Source organism: Phytobacter sp. SCO41 (assembly GCF_003073275.1).
Lineage (GTDB): Bacteria > Pseudomonadota > Gammaproteobacteria > Enterobacterales > Enterobacteriaceae > Phytobacter > Phytobacter diazotrophicus.
Genome location: NZ_CP027225.1, coordinates 3,024,248 through 3,045,668 on the forward strand (window position 1 = coordinate 3,024,248; position 21,421 = coordinate 3,045,668).

General features: G+C 55.9%; 16 protein-coding genes. 8 read left to right on the forward strand and 8 right to left on the reverse strand.

Translation table 11 applies throughout. The features are described 5' to 3' along the window. Positions 1–134: 134 nt before the first annotated feature. The gene (locus C5523_RS14660; RefSeq protein ID WP_039079180.1) at positions 135–686 is read left to right on the forward strand and encodes a YbhB/YbcL family Raf kinase inhibitor-like protein; all 552 of its coding nucleotides are present in this window, start codon (positions 135–137) and stop codon (positions 684–686) included. Here C5523_RS14660 and C5523_RS14665 read toward each other — a convergent pair. The 6 genes from C5523_RS14665 to nasR all read right to left on the reverse strand — a co-directional run bounded on the left by C5523_RS14665 (position 663) and on the right by nasR (position 11,678). After that, positions 663–3,239 (reverse strand): nitrate reductase, encoded by a 2,577-nt coding sequence (locus C5523_RS14665; RefSeq protein WP_071194064.1) that lies wholly within the window; start codon positions 3,237–3,239, stop codon positions 663–665. The two genes, C5523_RS14660 and C5523_RS14665, sit on opposite strands and share 24 nt — an antisense overlap. Continuing rightward, complete coding sequence (gene nirB / locus C5523_RS14670) at positions 3,236–7,303, reverse strand: nitrite reductase large subunit NirB (RefSeq protein ID WP_082027082.1); 4,068 nt, start codon at positions 7,301–7,303, stop codon at positions 3,236–3,238. The genes C5523_RS14665 and nirB overlap by 4 nt, the downstream gene beginning before the upstream one ends. Before the next feature lie 10 nt (positions 7,304–7,313). After that, complete coding sequence (locus tag C5523_RS14675; RefSeq protein ID WP_108701390.1) at positions 7,314–8,108, reverse strand: ABC transporter ATP-binding protein; 795 nt, start codon at positions 8,106–8,108, stop codon at positions 7,314–7,316. Between the two features lies 1 nt (position 8,109). Continuing rightward, positions 8,110–8,991 (reverse strand): nitrate ABC transporter permease, encoded by an 882-nt coding sequence (ntrB, locus tag C5523_RS14680; protein WP_071194063.1) that lies wholly within the window; start codon positions 8,989–8,991, stop codon positions 8,110–8,112. A 1-nt stretch (position 8,992) separates the two neighbouring features. After that, positions 8,993–10,252 carry a CmpA/NrtA family ABC transporter substrate-binding protein gene (locus C5523_RS14685; protein ID WP_071194062.1) on the reverse strand — a complete coding sequence of 420 codons (1,260 nt, stop codon included), beginning with the start codon at positions 10,250–10,252 and terminating at the stop codon, positions 8,993–8,995. A gap of 232 nt (positions 10,253–10,484) precedes the next feature. Then, entirely contained in the window at positions 10,485–11,678 is a 1,194-nt protein-coding gene (gene nasR / locus C5523_RS14690; protein WP_071194061.1) for a nitrate regulatory protein NasR, read from the reverse strand. Positions 11,679–11,745: 67 nt separating this feature from the next. Between nasR and ychN the strand changes: the two genes are divergently transcribed. From ychN to C5523_RS14705, 3 genes are all read left to right on the forward strand, one after another. Next, on the forward strand, positions 11,746–12,099 hold the full coding sequence (gene ychN, locus C5523_RS14695) for a DsrE/F sulfur relay family protein YchN (RefSeq protein WP_071194060.1): 354 nt from the start codon (positions 11,746–11,748) through the stop codon (positions 12,097–12,099). Positions 12,100–12,207: 108 nt separating this feature from the next. Beyond that, positions 12,208–13,992, forward strand: coding sequence for a methyl-accepting chemotaxis protein (locus C5523_RS14700; protein WP_071194059.1), 1,785 nt, complete (start codon positions 12,208–12,210; stop codon positions 13,990–13,992). Positions 13,993–14,207: 215 nt separating this feature from the next. Next, positions 14,208–14,450 carry a DUF1883 domain-containing protein gene (locus C5523_RS14705; RefSeq protein ID WP_039079188.1) on the forward strand — a complete coding sequence of 81 codons (243 nt, stop codon included), beginning with the start codon at positions 14,208–14,210 and terminating at the stop codon, positions 14,448–14,450. A 13-nt stretch (positions 14,451–14,463) separates the two neighbouring features. Here C5523_RS14705 and C5523_RS14710 read toward each other — a convergent pair whose 3' ends face one another. Continuing rightward, positions 14,464–15,159 (reverse strand): gamma-glutamylcyclotransferase, encoded by a 696-nt coding sequence (locus C5523_RS14710; RefSeq protein ID WP_039079189.1) that lies wholly within the window; start codon positions 15,157–15,159, stop codon positions 14,464–14,466. A gap of 178 nt (positions 15,160–15,337) precedes the next feature. Next, entirely contained in the window at positions 15,338–15,568 is a 231-nt protein-coding gene (gene chaB / locus C5523_RS14715) for a putative cation transport regulator ChaB (RefSeq protein ID WP_039079190.1), read from the reverse strand. A 269-nt stretch (positions 15,569–15,837) separates the two neighbouring features. On the opposite strand from chaB, the gene chaA reads away from it, so the two are divergent. From chaA to C5523_RS14735, 4 genes are all read left to right on the forward strand, one after another. Then, the gene (gene chaA / locus C5523_RS14720; protein ID WP_039079191.1) at positions 15,838–16,938 is read left to right on the forward strand and encodes a sodium-potassium/proton antiporter ChaA; all 1,101 of its coding nucleotides are present in this window, start codon (positions 15,838–15,840) and stop codon (positions 16,936–16,938) included. A gap of 272 nt (positions 16,939–17,210) precedes the next feature. After that, positions 17,211–18,335, forward strand: coding sequence for a hypothetical protein (locus C5523_RS14725; RefSeq protein WP_108701391.1), 1,125 nt, complete (start codon positions 17,211–17,213; stop codon positions 18,333–18,335). A gap of 10 nt (positions 18,336–18,345) precedes the next feature. Beyond that, positions 18,346–19,515: a caspase family protein gene (locus tag C5523_RS14730; RefSeq protein ID WP_039079193.1), complete on the forward strand. Its 1,170-nt coding sequence runs from the start codon at positions 18,346–18,348 to the stop codon at positions 19,513–19,515. After that, complete coding sequence (locus tag C5523_RS14735; protein ID WP_108701392.1) at positions 19,512–21,374, forward strand: pYEATS domain-containing protein; 1,863 nt, start codon at positions 19,512–19,514, stop codon at positions 21,372–21,374. The genes C5523_RS14730 and C5523_RS14735 overlap by 4 nt, the downstream gene beginning before the upstream one ends. Positions 21,375–21,421 lie beyond the last annotated feature (47 nt).

Consider the following 21,421-nt stretch of genomic DNA (forward strand, 5'->3'; position numbering starts at 1 on the left):
AATGATCGCCAGTCGTTCAGGTTAGCGGCTTTGCCCGACAATTTCAGCTTTTGCGCAAATTTCAGGAAAATCCTTAATCCTTCCCGTTTCGCCAGACTACAGTTAACTGAATGCTGATAACTGAGAAAAAGCGAATGACTCAGACACTACGATGGGCCATGTGCAGTTCCATTTTGTTGTATGCCGTGTCGGCCAGCGCCACCGACATTTTCCAACTGCAATCCCCTGCTTTTGGCGATAACGCGCTGATGGAGAAAAGATTCGCGGGCAACGCCACCAGCAATCCTAACTGCACGGGAGAGAATATTTCCCCGGCACTGGTGTGGAACAATCCGCCTGCAAAAACGCAAAGTTTCGCCCTGGTCGTACATGACCCTGAAGGGGCGATGGGCCTTGGCGTTACCCATCTGGTGGCCTACAACATTCCCCCTTCCGGCACCGGTTTTGCCGAAAATGATCTGCGTGACGGCAAAGGCTATACCGGCGGTAAAAATACCCCCGGCACCGTGCAGTGGTATGGTCCTTGCCCTCCACCGGGTAGCGGCGCACACCACTACACCTTTACCCTGATTGCCACCAGCCTCGCCCCGGATCTCCCCAAAGGATTAACCCGGGACGAGTTGTTTGCCAAACTCAAAGGCCACACCCTGGGCGCGGCAGGTTTAATTGGCCGCTTCGGACAGTAGCGCTTTTAATTCCGGCAGACAGGAGCCACAGTTTGTGCCGCAGCGCAGGACATTCCCCAGCGCTGCGGTACTGTCGCACCCTTTGGCAATCGCGGCGCGAATCGCATTTTCCCCCACGCTGTAACAGCTACAGACCGTGCGCCCCGGCACAGGTAAGCTGGACGGTGACTGCCCGGCTAACAGGCTATGCCGCGCCTGCGCCGTTGCCGGCGCGGTGATAAATGCCTGCACAATGACATCATGTGCAATAACCGGAAGCCGCGTATCACTCCACCACCCCAGCATCAATTGCCCGTGATGCCAAGCCAGCAGATTTTTCACCGTACCGGCACGAACAGTCTGTATCTGCCAATCTTGCATCTGACACCATGCCGTCAGCCATGCCGACGCATCGCCATTGCCCGCCAGGGTGAAATGCAAAACGCTATCCGTCGCTTTGCGCACCCAGTAGAGATTGGCGGGGAGCGGCGGCATTTCACGCGCATAGAATTCGCCCTGCCAGTCTGGCTGCCAGGCGGCGATGCGCACCGCCGTTTGTTTGCTCTCCGGCTGCCCGGAATGCGGGTCGCACACCGGGGCCACCAGTGCGTTAACCTTCCCCTGCCGCGCAAAGGCGTGGTTCCAGTGCATCGGTGTAAACAGTTCACCTTCCCGCTGACCGTGCTGAATACGCGCTCGAGCCACCATAACGCCGCGGGGAGAGCTTATATGTGCGAGGTCTCCCTCACTGAGTGCAAAACGGGCAGCATCCGCCGGGGAAATATCCACCACGGGTTCGGCAATGTGCTGCATCAACCGCGCAACGGTGCCAGTGCGGGTCATCGTATGCCACTGATCGCGGATCCGCCCGGTGTTAAGTAAAAGTGGATAGTGCGCCGTCGGTTGCGCCACTGCGCGTGCGGGCGATACAGGTACGATGCGTAAACGCCCGGAAGGCCGCCAGCCGCGTTGTAATGCCGCCGGGGTCACGCTCCACTGGTAGGGTTCCAGTCTGTCCCACTGTTCGCGCGTTAACCCGGCCAGTTCACTGATATCAAACGCCCGCGTACCGTTGTTTTCAAAACCCGAGAGCGCCGCATGTTCAGAAAACACCTCATGAGGATGCTGCCAGGCAAACGCGGAGCCAAAGCCGAGGCGCTGCGCGACCTGTGAGATTATCCACCAGTCAGCTTTTGCCTCGCCCGGCGGGGGTAAAAAGGGTCGCTGGCGTGAGATGCGTCGCTCGGAATTGGTCACTGTGCCATTTTTCTCCCCCCAGGCCAGCGCCGGAAAACGGATATGAGCGTAGCGGCTGGTGTCAGTCTGCGCCACCACCTCAGAGACAATCACCAGCGGACAGGCCGCCAGTGCGCGGCACACCGCATGGCTGTCCGGCAGCGAAACCGCCGGATTGGTACCCATTATCCACACCGCTTTCACCTCGCCACGCCCGATGGCCTCAAACAGCTCCACCGCCATCAGTCCCGGCGTTTGCGCCAGCCGCTCCGTCCCCCAGAAACGTGCCAGCCGGGCAAGGTCCGCCGCTTCAAAATTCATGTGTGCCGCCAGTTGTGTCGCCAGACCGCCCACTTCGCGCCCGCCCATGGCATTCGGTTGCCCGGTCAGCGAAAACGGGCCGCATCCCGGACGGGCAAATTTGCCGCTGGCCAGATGCACATTCATGATGGCATTACACTTATCGCTGCCGCTCGATGACTGGTTAATTCCCATGGTGAACAACGTCATCGCCCGTGGCGCGGTAATAAACCAGTCATAAAACGTTGTGACAACGTCACGCGACAAATTACAGAATGACGCGACCACCTCCGGCGTCCACACACGCGCGGCAGCCAGTGCGGCCTCGCTGTCATCAAAATCGACAAGTGTTTGATTTTCCTTCGCAATCATATTCAGCAGGCCGACAAACAGCCCGGCGTCGCTCCCCGGCGCTAGCGGCAGATGGAGGTCGGCAATATCACAGGTGGCGGTGACGCGCGGGTCAACGACCACCACTTTTAACGCCGGGTTATCATGCTTTGCCTGCACAATGCGCTGGTAGAGCACCGGATGGGTCCAGGCGGCATTCGATCCCACCAGCACCAGCAGATCGCTCTTTTCGATATCTTCATAGCTGCACGGCACAACATCTGCACCAAAGGCCCGCTTGTAGCCTGTAACGGCAGATGACATGCACAACCGTGAATTGGTGTCGATATTTGCCGCGCCGATAAAGCCTTTCATCAGCTTGTTGGCGGCATAGTAATCTTCGGTGAGCAACTGCCCGGAGGCATAAAACGCCACCGCCTGCGGACCAAATTCGCTGATGATGGCGTTCAGGCGTTCCCCGGCAGCATCCAGCGCCGCCTGCCAGCTTACCGTCTGCTCATCCACCTGCGGAGCCAGAAGCCGCCCCGCTAACCTGGTGGTTTCCCCCAGCGCCGCCCCTTTCACGCACAGCCGACCGGCGTTTGCCGGGTGCGCGCGGTCACCCGCCACGCTCACCCCATCGTCAGTGACGGTCGCAACCACGCCGCAGCCCACACCGCAATACGGGCAGGTGGTGCGGGTACTCATGATGCCTCCGCGCGCATCAACAGGACCTGGTTGCCGACCCACACTTTGCCACCTTCAATTTTAACCGGCCAGGCGCGGACCGCCGGTTCACCGCTTTCCGCATAGCAGCCGTCACGCAGACGAATACGCTGCTTGTAGAGCGGCGAAATCACCAGCGGTTCACCGTTCGTGTCGCCTAAGATCCCGCGCGACAGGACCTGGGCGTGGCTGCCCGGTTCGTGGTTATCGAGCGCATAGATGGTTTCGCCAAAGCGGAACAGTGCGATTTGCCGCTCACCCAGCCGTGCGCCAATCCCCGCCTGTTCAGGTATCGCGGCGATGTCGCAGATAACCTGCCATGGCCGCCACGGCAGTTGCCCTTCTGACTGCTCCGGTGCCGCCGCCAGTTGCGGCTGGTCACGGACAACCTCGCGGTGAACGGTTTCGTCCGGCACGTCGCTATTAACAAACGAGCGGAACAGCGCCAGACGGTCAGGATCGTTAAGCGTGGTCTGCCACTCACACTGATAGCTGTCCACCACCCGCGCCATCTCTTCTTCCAGCTCAGTGGCAATCTCCAGGCTGTCATTCAGGATAACATCGCGCAAATAGTCGATGCCGCCCTCCAGGTTATCCAGCCAGGTGCTGGTACGTTGCAGGCGGTCAGCCGTGCGGATGTAGAACATCAAAAAACGGTCAACGGTGCGGATCAGCGTGGCCTCATCTAAATCGCTGGCAAACAGATCCGCATGACGTGGCTTCATGCCACCGTTACCGCACACATAGAGATTCCAGCCTTTCTCCGTGGCGATCACCCCCACATCTTTCCCCTGCGCTTCCGCACACTCGCGGGTACAGCCGGACACCGCCATTTTTATCTTATGCGGCGCACGCAGCCCTTTGTATCGATGCTCCAGGGTGACCGCCAGCCCGGTGGAGTCCTGCACACCATAGCGGCACCAGGTCGAACCAACGCAGGATTTCACCGTGCGCAATGACTTGCCGTAGGCGTGCCCGGTTTCAAACCCGGCATCGACCAGCTCCTGCCAGATGGCCGGAAGCTGCTCCAGACGGGCGCCAAAGAGATCGATACGCTGGCCGCCGGTGACTTTGCTATAAAGCTGATAGCGTTTGGCGATCTGCCCGATGGCAATCAGACCATCCGGCGTGACCTCCCCGGCGGGCATCCGCGGCACGATGGAATAGGTCCCGTCTTTCTGAATGTTGGCAAAATAACGGTCATTGGTATCCTGCAGCGGCAGGTGCGCCGGTTTGAGCAGATACTCATTCCAGCAGGAGGCCAGAATCGACCCGACCAGCGGCTTACACACCTCGCAGCCCTGCCCGTGACCATAACGGCTGATTAACTGTGCGAAAGTACGGATATGGTTGACGCGCACCAGATGGTGGATCTCCTGGCGCGAGTACGGGAAGTGTTCGCAGATGTCTTTTTTCACTTCCACGCCCTGCGACGCCAGTTGGTGTTCCATGACCTGTTTGACCAGCGCGCTGCAACCGCCGCAACCGGTGGCCGCTTTGGTACAACTTTTGATGGCCCCCATGTCGCTGGCGCCCGCGCTGACCGCCTGGCAAATATCGCCTTTGCTGACGTTATGACAGGAACAAATCTGCGCGCTGTCCGGCAAGGCCGCCACGCCGAGCGCTTTTGGCGCACTGCCAGCAAGCGCAGGCAGGATCAGGCTTTCCGGTTGTGCTGGCAGCGCCAGCCCGTTGAGCATGGTTTGCAGCAGCGTCGCATAGTCGCTGGCTTCCCCCACCAGTACGCCGCCGAGCAGTTGTTTGCCATCTTCACTGACCACGATTTTTTTATAGATTTGCGCCGGGCCGTCGGTCCACTGATAACTCAGGCAGCCGGGTGTGCGCCCGTGGGCATCGCCGAACGACGCCACATCAACGCCAAGCAATTTCAGCTTTGTGCTCATATCCGCACCGGTAAACGCCGCCGCTTCGCCGCTGAGATGAGCCGCCACTACACGCGCCATCTGATATCCCGGCGCCACCAGACCATAGACTTTGCCCTCCCACACCGCACATTCGCCAATGGCGAAGATGTTTTCATCCGAGGTCTGGCACTGTTCATTAATGGTGATCCCGCCGCGTTCCCCCAGGTCCAACGCCCCGCTGCGGGCAAGCGCATCCTGTGGGCGAATGCCGGCGGAGAACACCACCATGTCGGTCGTCAGGCTCTCACCATCGGCAAAGTTGAGGGTGAGCGTGTCGCCATTCGCCACGATTTCCCGGGTCGCCTTGCTGGTATGAACCTGCACCCCCAGCGCGGTGATTTTCTTGCGCAGCATAGCGCCGCCCTGTTCATCCAACTGAACGGCCATCAGCGCCGGGGCGAACTCCACCACGTGGGTTTCCAGCCCCAGTTGTTTTAACGCATTCGCCGCTTCCAGCCCCAGCAGCCCGCCGCCAATCACGACGCCACGCGTGGCGTTTTTCGCACGCGCGGCAATCTCATCCAGGTCATCCAGGGTGCGATAGACAAAACAGCCACGGGCATCATGCCCCGGAACCGGTGGCACAAACGGGTATGAACCGGTCGCCAGCACCAGTTTATCCCAGCGCGTTTCATGCCCCTGGGCATCCCGCACCACCTGTAACGCGCGGTCGATATCAGTGATGGTCTGGTTGAGACGCAGCTCAATGCCGTACTGGTCGAAAAAATCCCCCTCGACCATGGAGAGCGACTGCGCGCTGCGTCCGGCAAAGTACTCGGATAAATGCACGCGATCGTAGGCGGCATAACGCTCCGCGCCGAATACCACGATGTGATAGGCCTGATGCAAGTTGCGGCTCACGCACTGTTCTAAAAAATGGTGGCCGACCATACCGTGTCCAACCACAACCAGAGTAGGTTTTGTCATCTTTGGGATCCCGGCAGCCGCTGGCTGCGCTGTAAAGCTGTCAAAAAGCCAGCCCGCCTGCGGCGGTTCCGGCGTATTTAATCGTTCGGTGAGTGCTGCCGCACTGGCACAATCGCCCAGCAGCAGTACGCCGCACAGTCTGTTTTCCCGCACCAGCAGGCGACGGTAATGGCCGCTGAGGGGATCGAGGCTGGTCCAGATGTCATCGCCATCACGCGCCTGCACGTCCCCGGCACTGAACAGGTCGATGCCGGTCACTTTCAGTCGCAACCCGCCCGCCTGCCAGTGAAAGTCTGCCTCAGGCGTGCCGAGCAGACGCGCAGCGAGAATCTCCGCCTGCTGCAAACAAGGGGCCACCAGCCCCCAGGTTTGTCCGGCAATTTCACAGCATTCACCGAGGGCGCTCACCCCGGCGACCGCACTGCGCAACTGCCCGTCCACCACGATGCCACGGGCACAGGGAATACCGCTGGCCTGGGCAAGGGTTATCGCGGGGCGCACGCCGGTGGTCATTACCACGCGACCTGCCGACAAAACGCGGCCGTTGGTCAGCGTGACGCTATCGGGTGTAATACAGCGGATGCTGGCAGAGAGTTCGCAGTCAATGCCGCGCTCACGCAGATGCGCTGCCAGCAGCCCCCCGGCCTGTGCGTCAAGCTGCTGCTCCATAAGCCATTCGCCGCGGTTCACCAACGTGACGTTGTCACCATGACGGCGCAGCGCCGCAGCCGCTTCAACCCCCAATACGCCACCGCCGAGGACAACCACCGGCCCACTGCCTGCCAGAATGGCCTGCACATCGCTGATACGGCGAAAGCCATGGACATGCGGTAAGTCGTGGCCCGGTACGGGCGGGATAAAGGGCGTCGATCCGGTGGCAAACACCAGTTCATCCCAGGTCAACTCGCGTTGGGTGGTAATGACCCGACGCGCCGACACATCAACCTGGGTGACCGTCTCCCCCGTCAGTACTCTGATGCCGCGCGCTTTGTACCACTGCGCGTCATGCAGGACGGTGTCGCTGAACGCTTTTTCTGCACCCAGCACCGGTGATAACTGGATGCGGTTATAGGCATGGCCCGGCTCGTCGCCAATCATCGTGATGGCATAGCGGTCGGCAGCCGATTCGCTGAGTTTTTCGACAAGGCGGGTGGCCGCCATGCCGTTGCCAATGATTAACAGTCGCAGGGTCATCTCACTCACCTCAGGCCGCTTTCGGCTGTTTTTCATAGAGGAAATGGAGGATCTGCTGGCGCAGGTGGTGATAACGGCTGTCATCAGCCAGTTGCACCCGGTTACGCGGACGCGGCAGATTGACGTCAAGGATTTCACCGACGGTTGCCGCCGGGCCGTTGGTCATCATCAGTACCCGGTCAGAAAGCAGCACCGCCTCGTCCACATCATGGGTGATCAGCACAATGGTGGTGTTCAGCGACTGCTGGATCTGCATGACCGCATCCTGCAGGTGGGCGCGGGTTAACGCATCGAGCGCGCCAAAAGGTTCATCCATCAGCAGCACTTTGGGTTTCATGGCAAGAGCACGGGCAATGCCGACACGTTGCTTCATCCCGCCGGAGATCTCCCCCGGACGTTTGTGCAGCGCGTGGCCCATTTGTACCCGCTCCAGATTGTGCTCAATCCACTCGCGGCGCTCCGCTTTGTGCATGGTGCGACGGAACACCTGATCCACCGCCAGCGCCACGTTGTCAAAACAGGTCAGCCACGGTAATAAAGAGTGGTTCTGGAACACGACCGCGCGCTCGGGGCCAGGCCCCGCTATCTCACGGTTATCGCACAGCAAACCGCCTTCGGTTGGGAGCGTGATACCGGCAATCAAATTCAGTAAGGTCGATTTCCCACAGCCCGAATGACCAATCAGGCTGACCGTTTCCCCTTCATGAATATCGAATGAGACATTTTGCAACGCCACAAACTCACCGCCCGCGGTCGAAAAGCGCTGGCTCACCGCCTGCACCTGGATAATGGTTTTTTTGCTCATCTTATTTCTCCTGCCAGCTAAAGCGACGTGCCACCAGCATCAGCCCCTGCTCCAGCAGCAGACCGACCACACCGATGATGACAATGGCGATTAAAATGTTTTCCACATTGAGATTGTTCCATTCGTTCCAGATCCAAAAACCGATCCCCAAGCCGCCGGTGAGCATTTCCGCGGCGACAATCACCAGCCAGGCGATGCCGATCGACAATCGGACGCCGGTGAGCACGGCGGGCAACACCGCCGGGAACAAAATGCGGCGCATGACCGTCCATTCGGACAACTGCAGAACGCGGGCCACGTTGAGGTAATCTTGCGGAATGCGGCGCACCCCTTCGGCGGTATTAATCACCATCGGCCAGATAGAACAGATGAAAATGGTCCAGCTTGATGCCGGTTCCGCTTTCTGGAAAAGCAGCAGGCCAATCGGTAACCATGCCAGTGGGCTGACCGGGCGCAGCAGTGCAATCAGCGGGTTGAACATCCGCGCCAGAAAGATAAAGCGGCCAATCATAAAACCCAGCGGGATCCCCACCAGCGCCGCCAGACCAAAACCGATGGCGACGCGCTGCAATGAAGCCAGTACGTTCCAGCCGATCCCCATGTCATTCGGCCCACCCCGATAGAACGGGTCGGCAAACAGCGTCATTGCCGAATCCAGCGTACTGAGCGGTGTGGGAAAGCCTTTGCTGTTGATTGCCGCCAGTTCCCAGGCGATAAGCAGCAGCCCAAGCCCCAGCAGCGCGGGAACAACACGTTCGGCTACCGCGCGAGTTTTACGCGACAAGGCCGGCTTACGGGTACGGACTTTTACCGGAGGCAGCGTAATCACTTCGCCAGCTATGGACGGCGGCGTAACGCGCTGTGTGTTCTGTTGATGTTTCATATCAGGCCCCTGTTCGTTGAATGTCGAAGCGTCTGGCGTATTGCTCCGGGTCGGTACCGTCCCAGCGCGTGCCATCCATCAGTGTGCTGGTTCGCATGGTCTGCGCAGGCGGCGTAATGCCCCCGATAGCCGTGGCGGCATCTTTCCAGATATCGATACGGTTAATGCGCCCGGCGATGGCGGCATAATCCGGTGCGCTTTTCAGCAGCCCCCAGCGGCGAAACTGGGTTAAAAACCACATGCCGTCGGAGTGCCATGGGTAGCTCACCTGGCCGTCATTGAAAAAGCGGATAGCGTGCGCGTCCTGCCAGCGCTTGCCCGCACCGTTGTCGTATTCACCGAGCATGCGCCCGGTCAGATACTGCTCTTTGGTGTTAAGCCACGCCCGACGCGCGAGGATGCGGGCGGTTTCCCGGCGGTTATCATCGGAAGCATCAATCCAGCGGGACGCCTCCATCACCGCACAGACCAGCGCACGGGCGGTGTGTGGGTTTTGTTCGACCCAGGCGCTGCGCGTGCCGAGAATTTTTTCCGGATGATCCGGCCACACGGACTGGCTGGTCGCAGCGGTAAATCCGATGCGGTCATTAATGGCGCGGGCGTTCCACGGTTCACCCACGCAAAAACCAACCATGTTGCCGATCCGCATGTTCATCACCATTTGCGGCGGCGGCACGACCACCGTGCGAATGTCGGTAAAGGGGTTGATGCCCGCACTCGCCAGCCAGTAATAGAGCCACATGGCGTGAGTGCCGGTCGGGAAGGTATGGGCAAAGGTGTATGTTCCGGGGGCGCTCTGCCCAATCAGTTTTTTCAGGCTCTCGCCATCGGTGACGCCTTTATCCAGCAGGTCGCTGGAAAGGGTGATCCCCTGACCGTTCTGGTTAAGGGTCATCAGGTTGGCCATCGACTGGGTTTTCCCGGCGATCCCGAGTTCCAGCCCGTACAGCAAGCCATAAAGCACGTGCGCGGCGTCCAGTTCGCCGGAGACCAGTTTGTCGCGCACCGCCGCCCAACTGGCCTCTTTGGTTGGCACCAGGGTGATGCCGTACTTTTTATCGAACCCTTTCAGGGCAGCAATGACCAGCGGCGCGCAATCGGTCAGCGGAATAAACCCGACACGAACAGTAGTCAGTTCCGGTTTGTCGGAACCTGCCGCCCACGCGGACTGCATCAGGCCGGGCATCAGCATCGCACCGCCCAGTGCTGCTCCTGCCTGTAGAAAACGCCTGCGCGTTAGTAAAACCGATGAATCGCCCATACCCACTCCCGAAGCAAAAAAAAAGCGCCCGTCGATGCTTTCGCACCAATGGACGCCTTTATCCGTATGGTCAGTGAACCGCCGTTGGTTCCCCGCCACAAATGTATTCATTTACACACTTAACAATGCAACCACTATGCCAGGTTACAAGCCGCTGTTTTTCGTGCTTTTCATCTGTTTTCAGGATGTTTTCGCACTGCACATGTGCAGGGAATGCCCGCAGAATGTGCAACTACTCCTTAGGTGTTAGAGGCCATAATGCCCGTACAGTGAGCAGCGCGCGGGCGATTTCAACCATGCGCTGATTCTTGTCCATAGCCATTTTGCGCAGACATTGCCAGGCCTGCTCTTCGCTCATGTTCTGGTGATTCATCAGGATATTTTTCGCTTTATCAATCAGCGTGCGTTCCTCCATGGAATCCTGTAATGAGGCCAGTTGCGCACTAAGCTGCTCCAGTTCACGGGCTTGCTGGCGCACCAGGGGTAAGAGCTGTTTGTCGAGCCGCGCGGAAAGGCGGTCGCTCGTCGTTTCCTCAATCCAGCTACTGACATTAACGTCGTCGTCTTCCTCCAGCATGGTCGCTGTCGTGTGCATCAGTTCATTGATCAGCAACTCTTCCAGCGCACGCAGATGTTCCAGCCTCTGGGTTTGCAGTGCGAACCAGCGTAGCGCCCCTTCGCCGCCGTCTGCGGGGGGCACGCGGGTGCAGGCCTGGCGACGGAGCTGTTCAATCTCCAGCCCGGCAGTACATTCGCGGGCAAATATCGCACTGACATCAGGCGCCGCAAGCGACAGGAAGGCTTCAAAACAGGGTTGCTGACCATCAATGCGGTCCACCAGCGACTGGCGCAATGCATCGCTAAATGCCGCCTGGGTAAACCCAATCGCCCCCAGCGCGCGCTCTTGCCCTACCAGCTCTTTTCCCTGCATAAAACTGTAGAGGGCCACCAGATGTTTAACGATTCTGGGATCATCAACGCTGTCGTTAAGCTGCGGAATAATGCTCAGCAGATGGCTAATGGTACGGCTGAACTGCGCCATCGCCTGTTCTGCCGTAATACGCTGGGTTTTTATTTGTTCGCGTAACTGTGGAAGTTGTTCCAGACACCCAACAGCGGCGGCAATACGGTGGCATAATGCGCTACTGGCAAGTGGCCTGAGCGTGGCGAGTAACGGTAAAAACGGGGTGATGTTCTCATCGGCAAGGGCGCTGCTGGCACGACATTCCAGCGCGTAAAGCTGCCCTTTTGAACACAGCCAGATATTCGATGCGCCGCGTTCGCACTGCAACATATGGGTCAGATGGCTGATTTTTCCCGCCAGCACGCCAAGCTGGGTGAGCTGGTAAAGCTGTTGTTTCTGGACCTGACGCGCATAGCGAAACCAGTCGGTGGCGTCGGGTGTCGCATCAGTATAATTATTCATGCTTACTCTCCATGGCTGTCTGCTGGAGAGTAATAAGCAATAACCATGCCCTATCGAAGGAGTGAAGATGCAAAAGATCGTGATTGTCGCCAACGGCGCGGCGTACGGTAGTGAATCCTTATTTAACAGTCTGCGTCTGGCCATCGCCCTGCGCGAGCAAGAAGCCGACCTCGATTTACGCCTGTTTTTAATGTCCGATGCGGTGACCGCCGGGCTGCGTGGGCAAAAACCCGCCGAGGGGTACAATATTCAGCAAATGCTGGAAATCCTTACTGCGCAAAATGTACCGGTGAAATTGTGTAAGACCTGCACCGACGGGCGCGGTATCACGACGTTGCCCTTAGTGGATGGCGTGGCGATTGGCACCCTGGTCGAACTGGCGCAGTGGACGCTGTCGGCAGATAAAGTGCTGACCTTCTAATATTCACCATTCTTTAATACTTTTTTCTTATGGGTGCCTCTCTGGCATCAAGTTTGCCTGCTGTGCTGCCGATAGGCATTAAAGACAACACAGCAGGTACTCATAAATATGTTCAGGTCAATTCGCGCTCGTATCATTGCGGCGACGGCGGGCTGTCTCGCTATTGCTCTTCTTCTTAACACCGTTATTAACTACCAGGTAACCAGCCAGCATAATCAGGACGCTCAGCAAGACATCCTCACCAGCACCAGCTCCAGCCATAGCCTCGCTATCAGCGACTGGGTCAGCAGTAAAACGACCGCCATCTCCTCTCTCCAGAAAGTCGCCCTAACCGACGACCCCGTTCCGGTGTTCACCCAGATTGCTCAGGCCGCCGGCTTTATCAACGTCTATGTGGGGTACGCCAGTAAAACGGCCAAATTCTCAAACCCGGACGGTGTGCCTGCGGATTATGATCCGACCATTCGTCCCTGGTATCAGCAGGCCGCCAAAGCGGATGCTCCGATAGTCACCGCACCCTATGTCGATGCAGGCAGCGGGAAACTGGTGGTCACCTTCGCGGTACCAGTCAAAGAAAACGGTACGCTTAAAGCGGTGGTCGCAGGTGATGTGTCAATGGACAGCGTGGTGGCCAACGTACAGGGTATTAAACCCACCCCAAACAGCAGCGGACTGTTACTTAACAGTGATGGCAGCGTGATTGCCGCCAACGATGGCAAACTGACGCTGAAACCGTTTGGCGAGGCCATCGGGGAAGTAAAATTTGCCGATCTGCAAGCGGGTAAACCGCTCACGGGCCTCTTTGCCGGTGCGGAAAAAGCGTTTCTTGCCACCAAAGTGAACGGCACCAACTGGTTGCTGGTTGTCGCACTGGACAGCGCAGACGCCACTGCGGGCCTGCGTGCGCAATTAAAAGCCTCAGCCGTTTCGCTGATTGTACTGGTCGTGCTGGCGGGTGCCCTCATGCACTGGATTGTCGCCACTATGCTCAAGCGCCTGATCACCATTCGTGACGCGATGAACGCGATTAGCAGCGGCACAGATGACCTGTCGCAGCGCTTGCCGGAACAGGGTAACGATGAAGTGGCGCAAATCGCCCATGCATTTAACGCCTTTAGCGATAAACTCGCCGTAGTGATGGTTAAACTGCGCGATTCCAGCCACTCTGTTCAGCAGGCGGCACAAGAGATTGCGACAGGCAACCAGGATCTGTCAGGGCGTACCGAACAGGCCGCCTCCAGCCTGCGCGAGACCGCCAGTGCCGTCGAGCAGATTACCGCCTCCGTCGCCCAGTCAACCGATTCCGCCGCTCAGGCTAACGAACAGGCGCACAGCGCCTCTGAGGCGGCGTCACGCGGCGGCAAAGTGGTATCGCAGGCCATTTCAACCATGCAGACAATCGAAGTGGCGTCGGCCAAAATCGGTGATATTACCAGCGTGATTGACGGGATCGCTTTCCAGACCAATATCCTGGCGCTGAACGCCTCGGTCGAAGCAGCACGTGCAGGCGAGCAAGGGCGTGGTTTCGCGGTTGTTGCCGGCGAGGTGCGCAACCTTGCCAGTCGCAGCGCGCAGGCGGCGAAAGAGATTAAATCGTTGATTGATTCGACAACAGACAGCGTGGCAACGGGTTCCCGCTACGTGCGCCTGGCCGGGGAAAGTATGGGGGAAATTGTCTCCAGCATTGACAGCGTCTCGGTCATTATGCGTGAAATCACCGTCGCCACGAACGAGCAGATGAAAGGTATCCAGGAAATTAACCATGCGGTCATCGATCTTGACCGAATGGTGCAGCAAAACGCCGAACTGGTGATCCAGTCAGCCGCCGCAGCAGGCGCGCTGCAGGAACAAGCGGGCGAGCTTGCTGAAACTGCGGGGCATTTCCGCATTTAATCTTCTGTCGGCGCGTTTTTCCCCGAATTTAACGCGCCGACATAATCCCCCGCCGAATTTTGTCATTATTGTTTAATCGTTACGCCATTTTTTGATCAAAGTCAGCATCTGAACCCCTTCCCTTTGGTGTTATGCAATGAGTGAATTGTGAACAAAATCACGCACGGGATTTTCCCGCAGGGAGTGCGTTGTCGATATATACGGGGTTTAAAACAATGGCGTTGGTAAAAACAAGTTTGAAGTTATTTGGTGGGGATACAGTGGTAGTACGTTGTTCTGAGAGCTGCCATATCCATCTGATGAGCGAAAAGAGTCAGGCCGCAAGTCAGACTGATGTGTTAAGCGTTCAGGATCGTGCCAGTGCGTATCTGGCGGTTCCTTATAGCGGCATCTGGAATGTGCTGATCGATAGCCACAGCCAGTCGCTGGAACATTCCATCAGTTACGTTCCAGCATAAGTTAGCATCACACTCAGGCGAAACCAGGTTGCATCTCCGGACCTGGTTTTTCTCCCTCCAGCAGCAGACGCACTCTTCCCACCAGCTCGTTGAGGCAATCATCCTGCATACCCAGTTTGATCAGCTCTTGTTCCAGCGAGAACAGATATTGCGCGTTGGTACCCAGCGGGCCACTCGCTGAGGCAATAAGCGGCGCAATGGTCTGCGCGCGGGTATCGGACTCATAAAGCGGATGACGCGGGTCCATGATGAACACCAGCGCATTTACCGTACGCCCGTCGTCAAGCTCCAGCTTGCGCCAGCTCGGCAAATAGCAGCCGGTGATCATCTCGCGTTTCCACAACAGGGAAAGCTCTTCGTGTAGGGTGGATTCTGCCAGGCGATAGGCCACGCCGGTGGTGCGCCCGCCCTCTTTTAGTGCAAGCATACGTCCGGGCTGGCATGCGCTGCCGCGTCCCGCCGTCAGACGTAAACAAAATGCGCGGTGCCAGCCGGGAAGAGTACCGGTACAGGACTCGTCATATTCCAGAGCCGGGTTCCACATCAGCGAACCGTAACCAAAAATCCATACCGGGCCGTCATCCGGGCGGCAAGCCAGCGTCGCTGCAAGCGATGCTGCTCGTTGCTCCGCCGACCATAACAGCGATTCCTCAATGTCTCCAAACGCCGTTTTACAATCTGCCTTCATCAAGAAATCACGCGTCAACATCTCTTTCTACCTCCGCCACTGCCTGCTTCCTTGCGACGACTTTACTGCTGCCTTCCTGGCGCTTTTCAATGACGATATGCAATTCACAGGCCGTTTTCAAGTGAACTCTATAGGGCGTAAGGCGAAGGGCGATTCATCATGTTGACAATATAAAAATGTGGCTCACTATTTCAGAGAGTTATCGCTTTTTATGCCATTTATCATCGTCACCCTTTTCATAATCATTTTTTACCGCCGCCCAGGCTACGCGATGCGCGGTCTCTTCGCGGCTGGCATCACCGCGGCGATCGTCTTTATCTTTATATTGCTCCCAGGCACTATTAAAGGCTTCTTTATAGATTTCCTGGGCGTGGGCAGGCAGGACATGTTGCACGCTGTCGGGTAAGTCTGATTTCGTTTTATAGGGCATCGTATATACCTCCTTAAGCAAAAACTTAAGTCTGGTTTATTCTTCCCGTCTTATCCAACCGATTTTGATTTTCGACAAAACTCCAACGGCATTACATTGTTAATTAACTATATTTTCCATTAAATGTTTATAAATATTCATCTCAATGCAGAAAATTCGCATGACGTAAAAAAGCGTAAAAAAGGGATAATGAAAGGCGAATGTTTGTTATTTTATGCGCCCTGAATTTCTTTCTATAATTACAAATACCTGCTGGTTGGAGATCAACAATGACAACAACGCACGAGGCGGTTAAAACCCGCCACAAGGAGACTTCGCTCATTTTCCCGGTTCTGGCACTGGCAGCCCTGCTTTATTGGGGAAACAGTCAGTCGCTGCCAGTGATAATCGGAATGAATGCTCTGGCCCTGGTGGGGATTCTTGCCAGCGCATTTAGCGTCGTACGCCACGCCGATGTTCTTGCTCACCGTCTCGGTGAACCCTATGGCTCATTAATTTTAAGCCTTTCTGTCGTTATTCTTGAAGTGAGTCTGATTTCTGCGTTAATGGCAACCGGCGATGCTGCGCCAACGCTCATGCGCGACACACTTTATTCCATCATTATGATCGTTAGCGGTGGTCTGGTTGGCTTCTCGTTATTGCTCGGTGGGCGGAAATTTGCCACGCAATATGTGAACCTGTTCGGCATCAAGCAATATATGATTGCCCTCTTCCCGCTGGCCATTATTGTTCTGGTCTTCCCTGTGGCCTTAGAAGGCGGCAATTTCACGACCGGACAATCATTACTGGTGGCCCTTATTTCTGCCGCTATGTATGGCGTATTCCTGCTGATTCAAACGAAAACGCATCAGAGTCTGTTCGTTTATGAGCACGAAGATGACGGCGACGATGATGACCCGCACCACGGCAAACCGTCTGCGCACAGTAGCGGCTGGCACACCGTCTGGCTGCTGGTCCATCTGATTGCCGTTATTGCGGTCACCAAGATGAATGCCAATCCGCTGGAAAATCTGCTGACGGAAATGAATGCGCCTGTTGCCTTTACCGGCTTCCTGGTTGCACTGTTGATTCTCTCTCCCGAAGGCTTGGGCGCCCTGAAAGCGGTATTAAATAATCAGGTGCAGCGCGCAATGAATCTGTTCTTCGGCTCAGTTCTGGCGACCATTTCGTTGACCGTACCGGTTGTCACGCTGATTGCCTGGGTGACCGGGAATGATTTGATGTTTGGCCTGGGCAAACCGGAGCTGGTGGTGATGCTGGCGTCATTGATGCTGTGCCATATTTCGTTTTCAACGGGTCGCACCAATGTCCTTAACGGCGCCGCACATCTGGCACTGTTTGCGGCCTATTTGATGACGATTTTTGCCTGATATTCAGTCGTATTTTCCCGACGGAATATACCCCGATGTAAACTATTTCAACAGAGGCGGAGAGGATCAGCCATACTCTCCGTCTTTTCCTATCCGATAACAGGTAAAAGCCCCTTTATTCTCCCCTTTATAAAAACCCCGATTTTTATATTGCTTTACCGTTGCGCTTAGCTACGCTTTTTAAAGTTGAGCGTGGTAAGTGGTGCTTCACGGTGAAGGCCCGGCATAAGGACACTCAGGACCCCCTTTATAACAAGATATGGGGAATAAACATGCCGCAACTCGTTTTTGTCCATGGTGTCGCAACACGTGCAGACGCTGATTACGCACTCGCGGTTGCTAACCGCAATACGTTCTATCGGGAATTGGTTTTTGACGGTAACCCCGTCGACATCTATTCGCCGATGTGGGGAACATTTGTCGCCCCCATTCCATCCGAGGTATTTCAAACCAATACGGATATTGCCACCTTCTCGCTAAATCTCCCCTTGTTAACCAGTCTTGATGGAGGGCTCGGGAGCACGGGCGGTAAGACGTCTGATTTGTCCATCGTCGCGCTAGGGCAGCAAGACCCTATTGCTGCCCTTGATGCAATTTGTTCAGAGATTGCAGACAAGGCCATGAGCCAAAAACGTCCGCTGTCAGGTGAGGAACTTCAGGCGTTTCGCAATGCATTTGCGCTCATTGCGTCAGAGCAAAGTGCCAGCCTGTTTCCTGCGGATGCGACAGCGCAAAGTGTTAGTGACCGGCTGAAAGAAGGCGTCGACGGTACTTTCAGTATTGGAGGTGCGATCAGTAATGCGATTTCTGCAGTAACAGGACGTATCTCGAATGCGGCATCAACGCTGGGGTTTGATGCTGTACGTGGAAGTCTCAGCCCCGCCATCGGTCTGTTTATGGGAGATGTTTTTGTCTATCTCAAGGAGGGCAAAACGCGAAATGCCATTCAGGATGTTGTACGTGGCGACCTTATGCGCGCTTATAGTGCGAAGAAAGCCGCTAAAGGTCCGCTGATCGTGGTTGGACACAGTATGGGAGGAGTGATCCTCACCGATATGTTGACCAACCCGGAAGCCGCCGGATTACCCAAGGATATTGAAGTTGATGCGCTCTTCACGGTGGGCTCGCAACCCGGTCTTTTTGCCGCACTCGGTGTCCTGTCTTCTAACCTTCCTGCCGGGTCGCCTCGCCGCCGACCGGAGTGCGTTAAGCACTGGTTCAATGTCTTCGATCCGATCGATCCCCTGGCCTTCCGTGCCGACATGATTTATGCGGGAGCAGAAGACGTGATGTTCAATTCTGTGGCCGGCATTACTGATACGCACTCGAAATATTTCCAGCGTCCGCAGTTTTACGCACGGACCCGGGCGCGGCTTAACGCGTCTGGTATTTTGTGAGGGACAGTCAATGACGCTACTTTTGGATCGTCACGTTATTGGCCCGAAGACACACGCATTTGTTGTCGGTGTGGGAAATTATCCCTTCGCCCGCGCCGGGCAAGGTGTTGACGCTGACTTACGCTCGGTCCCTCCCTTACCGAGCGCTGCAGATAGCGCAAAACTTGTCTGCGACTGGTTACTCGATAATCAAGATCGCCTTGCCGCGCCGCTGGCAACACTCGATGTATTGATTTCCGATCCACCCGTCACAGCAAATCGCTACCCATGGACCGCTGCGGTGCCTGTTGACCCCGCAACAGAGTTAAACGTCTCTACACGCGGACTGGCCTGGTATCAGCGTTTATGCATACAGCCGGGCGATGTGGCTTTTTTTTATTGCTGTGGCCATGGTGCATCGCATCTGCAGCAACCGGTGCTCTTTTTGGAAGACTTGAACCACGATATCACCAATGTCTGGTCGCACATCAATCTCGGGCAGCTTTCGACCGCATTAAGAAAAAACCAGACGATTTCCGCTGCGTTTTTATTTTCCGATGCATGCGGCCAATTTGTTTCTAAATTCGAACTGAGACCTCAGGCGCAGCCTTGTCTGTTTTATCCTGAGCCGGATCTTTTTGCCGTGAGCCGTAATCAGGTCTCCTTGCTCTGTGCAGCCTCGGAAGGGCAACTGGCCTATGAAGGGACGGATGCCGCTGGTAGTAATCGTAAATTTGGGCGCTTTACGCAAACATGTCTTAAAGGGCTGAGCGGCTCCTCTGCGCGCTATTCCCGCTCAGGTTGGGGAGTCAATAGCCGCGATTTGCAGAGCGATCTCAAATCATTGCGGCGAATTTACTTTGAACACTGGCGAGATAATGAACCTTTCGACCCCTATTTTGCTGTAACCCAAAGCGATCCCACGCCCTTTGTCTATCCACAGAACTTTGAGCTACCCCTGGTAGTCATGACCGACCCGCCAGAGCGAATGCCCAATTTTGATTTTGCCATTAGTCAGCGGGATGAACCTTCACCGCCCTGGTTGAAAAACAAAGAGACACGTGATGCATTGCCCTGGTGTACAACCGTACCTCCGGGAATTAACGCACTTTATGCCATTGCGATAGACGGTACAGGCCATTTCTCACAGCTTTTTCAACCTAAAGAGCCTCTCTTCGAACAATGGGTGACCGTCCCATGAAAACAACGCTTAATTTCGTGGCACCGCGTGACCTTTCCATTGGCACGATTCGCATTCAAAACAAAGAGCGATTTCTCGCCGACTGGATTGCCACACCCAATAACCGCACCTTCTCATCAGAAAATATCAGTCCCGGCATTTATTGGGCTGACATTGCACCTGCGGGTATGGCACCGCAATCGGTTATTTTTTATGTAGAAGCGGGAAAAACGAACAACGTTATCTTGCCCACTTTTTCCGCCCTCCTGTCTTCGGGAAGCAAAACCACTTTCTTTAATTCGATAAAGCAGCAGACTGAGACAAAAGTTCCACCATGGTTTAGCTCTGATGTAACAGCCCTTCCCTTGTATAAGGAATGGGGATCTTCCGGTGCAGCGCCTGTGTCAGAGATGATCAAAACATTGCCCGTTGCGGTTTCTCCAGACAAAAGACGTATTTCGCTCGGTCTGTCCGAGGAACAAGGCGGACGAGAAACGTTTACTCTCTTTCGCGGCGAATCAAAAATGGAAATATTTTCCGGGCGGCTTGAACTCCAGATACCGGACGCGCCTGATCGCGCCCCCTGGCTGGGTCATCGGGTGCGGTTAACGGCAGCCATCGAAAAAGTGAGGATTGAGCGTTGTTTGTTGCCGCTTTACCAAGGTGGTACGTTGATCACGGTAGTGGCACCTCCGTTTGCCCCGGAAGATCTTGAGCTTAGCATTACACCTGCCGCCCCCCGATTACGCGCGCTGTTACGTGCACTGGATGCAGGAACCTCGGCAGAGGTTCAGGCTGTCAGGGATAACATCATTCGCAAGGATGATGTCACTGTATTATTCACAGATCCCTGGGCCGCAATACTTATTGGTCTTCTGTCGATACGATTTCCGCAGTTGTTTGCGCAGCAAGATGCTTTCCCGATCATATCGCTCAAGGAACGAGCCGCATGGGCGTTTGATACCCATGTGATTATTGCCAGCAAATCTCTTTCTGCGGCGCAGGAAAAAGGTTCACAAGAGCAACATCACGCCGTCGCGCAGGCAATTCTGAGCCTTGCAAAGGCACAAACAGCAGGCTCGCCCTACTACCGTTATACCAATCAATTATTCAATGAACTGTTGTCAGGTATAGCTAATTACATCAAAACCAATAGGGAAGCCATCCAGCCTGCGATAGTACGCACCTTTGAACGACTAAATATACGCTGGCGCCGTGAGCTACCACTCCAACGTGGTATCGGCCCAACATTTAGCTGGCTTGCACGCGATTTAGACGCTCTTAAAAAGTACAACATTCTCACGCCAAACCGGACCCCTTCTGGTCGTCTTCCCACGCATAACACTTTTGTGATCTTTCAAGGCGAAATCAGCGCCGGAAAAATCACCCTGTCACGATCGAGCCCAAAAAGCGTGAGATCCCCTCGACTGGCGCCTCCGCAAAGCGTTTTGGAAACAGCATGTGCTTTTTCCGGCCAATTGCGGCCAGAACACTCACCGGAACTTCCCGCCTTTTCTCGTCCTGTTATCTTCCCGGACGATCCCAATAAAGGGCGCTTTGGTAGCAAGCCGGAGAATAACGGGTTCTTACTGAAAGTGGAGTTCGAAGAGACGAAAAGACGTCATTGGGGGACGGTCATTCTTACCGTAGAGGCGCGACGTTCAGTGGATATCGGCATCGGCGACTTTGCCTGGTTCTCGTTGCATCCAACCTTTTCTCCCTCGCTCATCAAAGTGGCGTTCCGCGGACGACGCGCACAGCTTCGTCTGCAAGCATGGGGAGGGTTTACGGCGGGGATCTGGATACCTAAGAATAATGTTGAACTGGAGTGCGATCTCAGCAGTCTCGATAAGGCTCCCGATGCCATTAGATCGCGGTGAGAGTGATACAAAACAGGCTGGAGGCTGTTAAAACAGGCACAGCTACC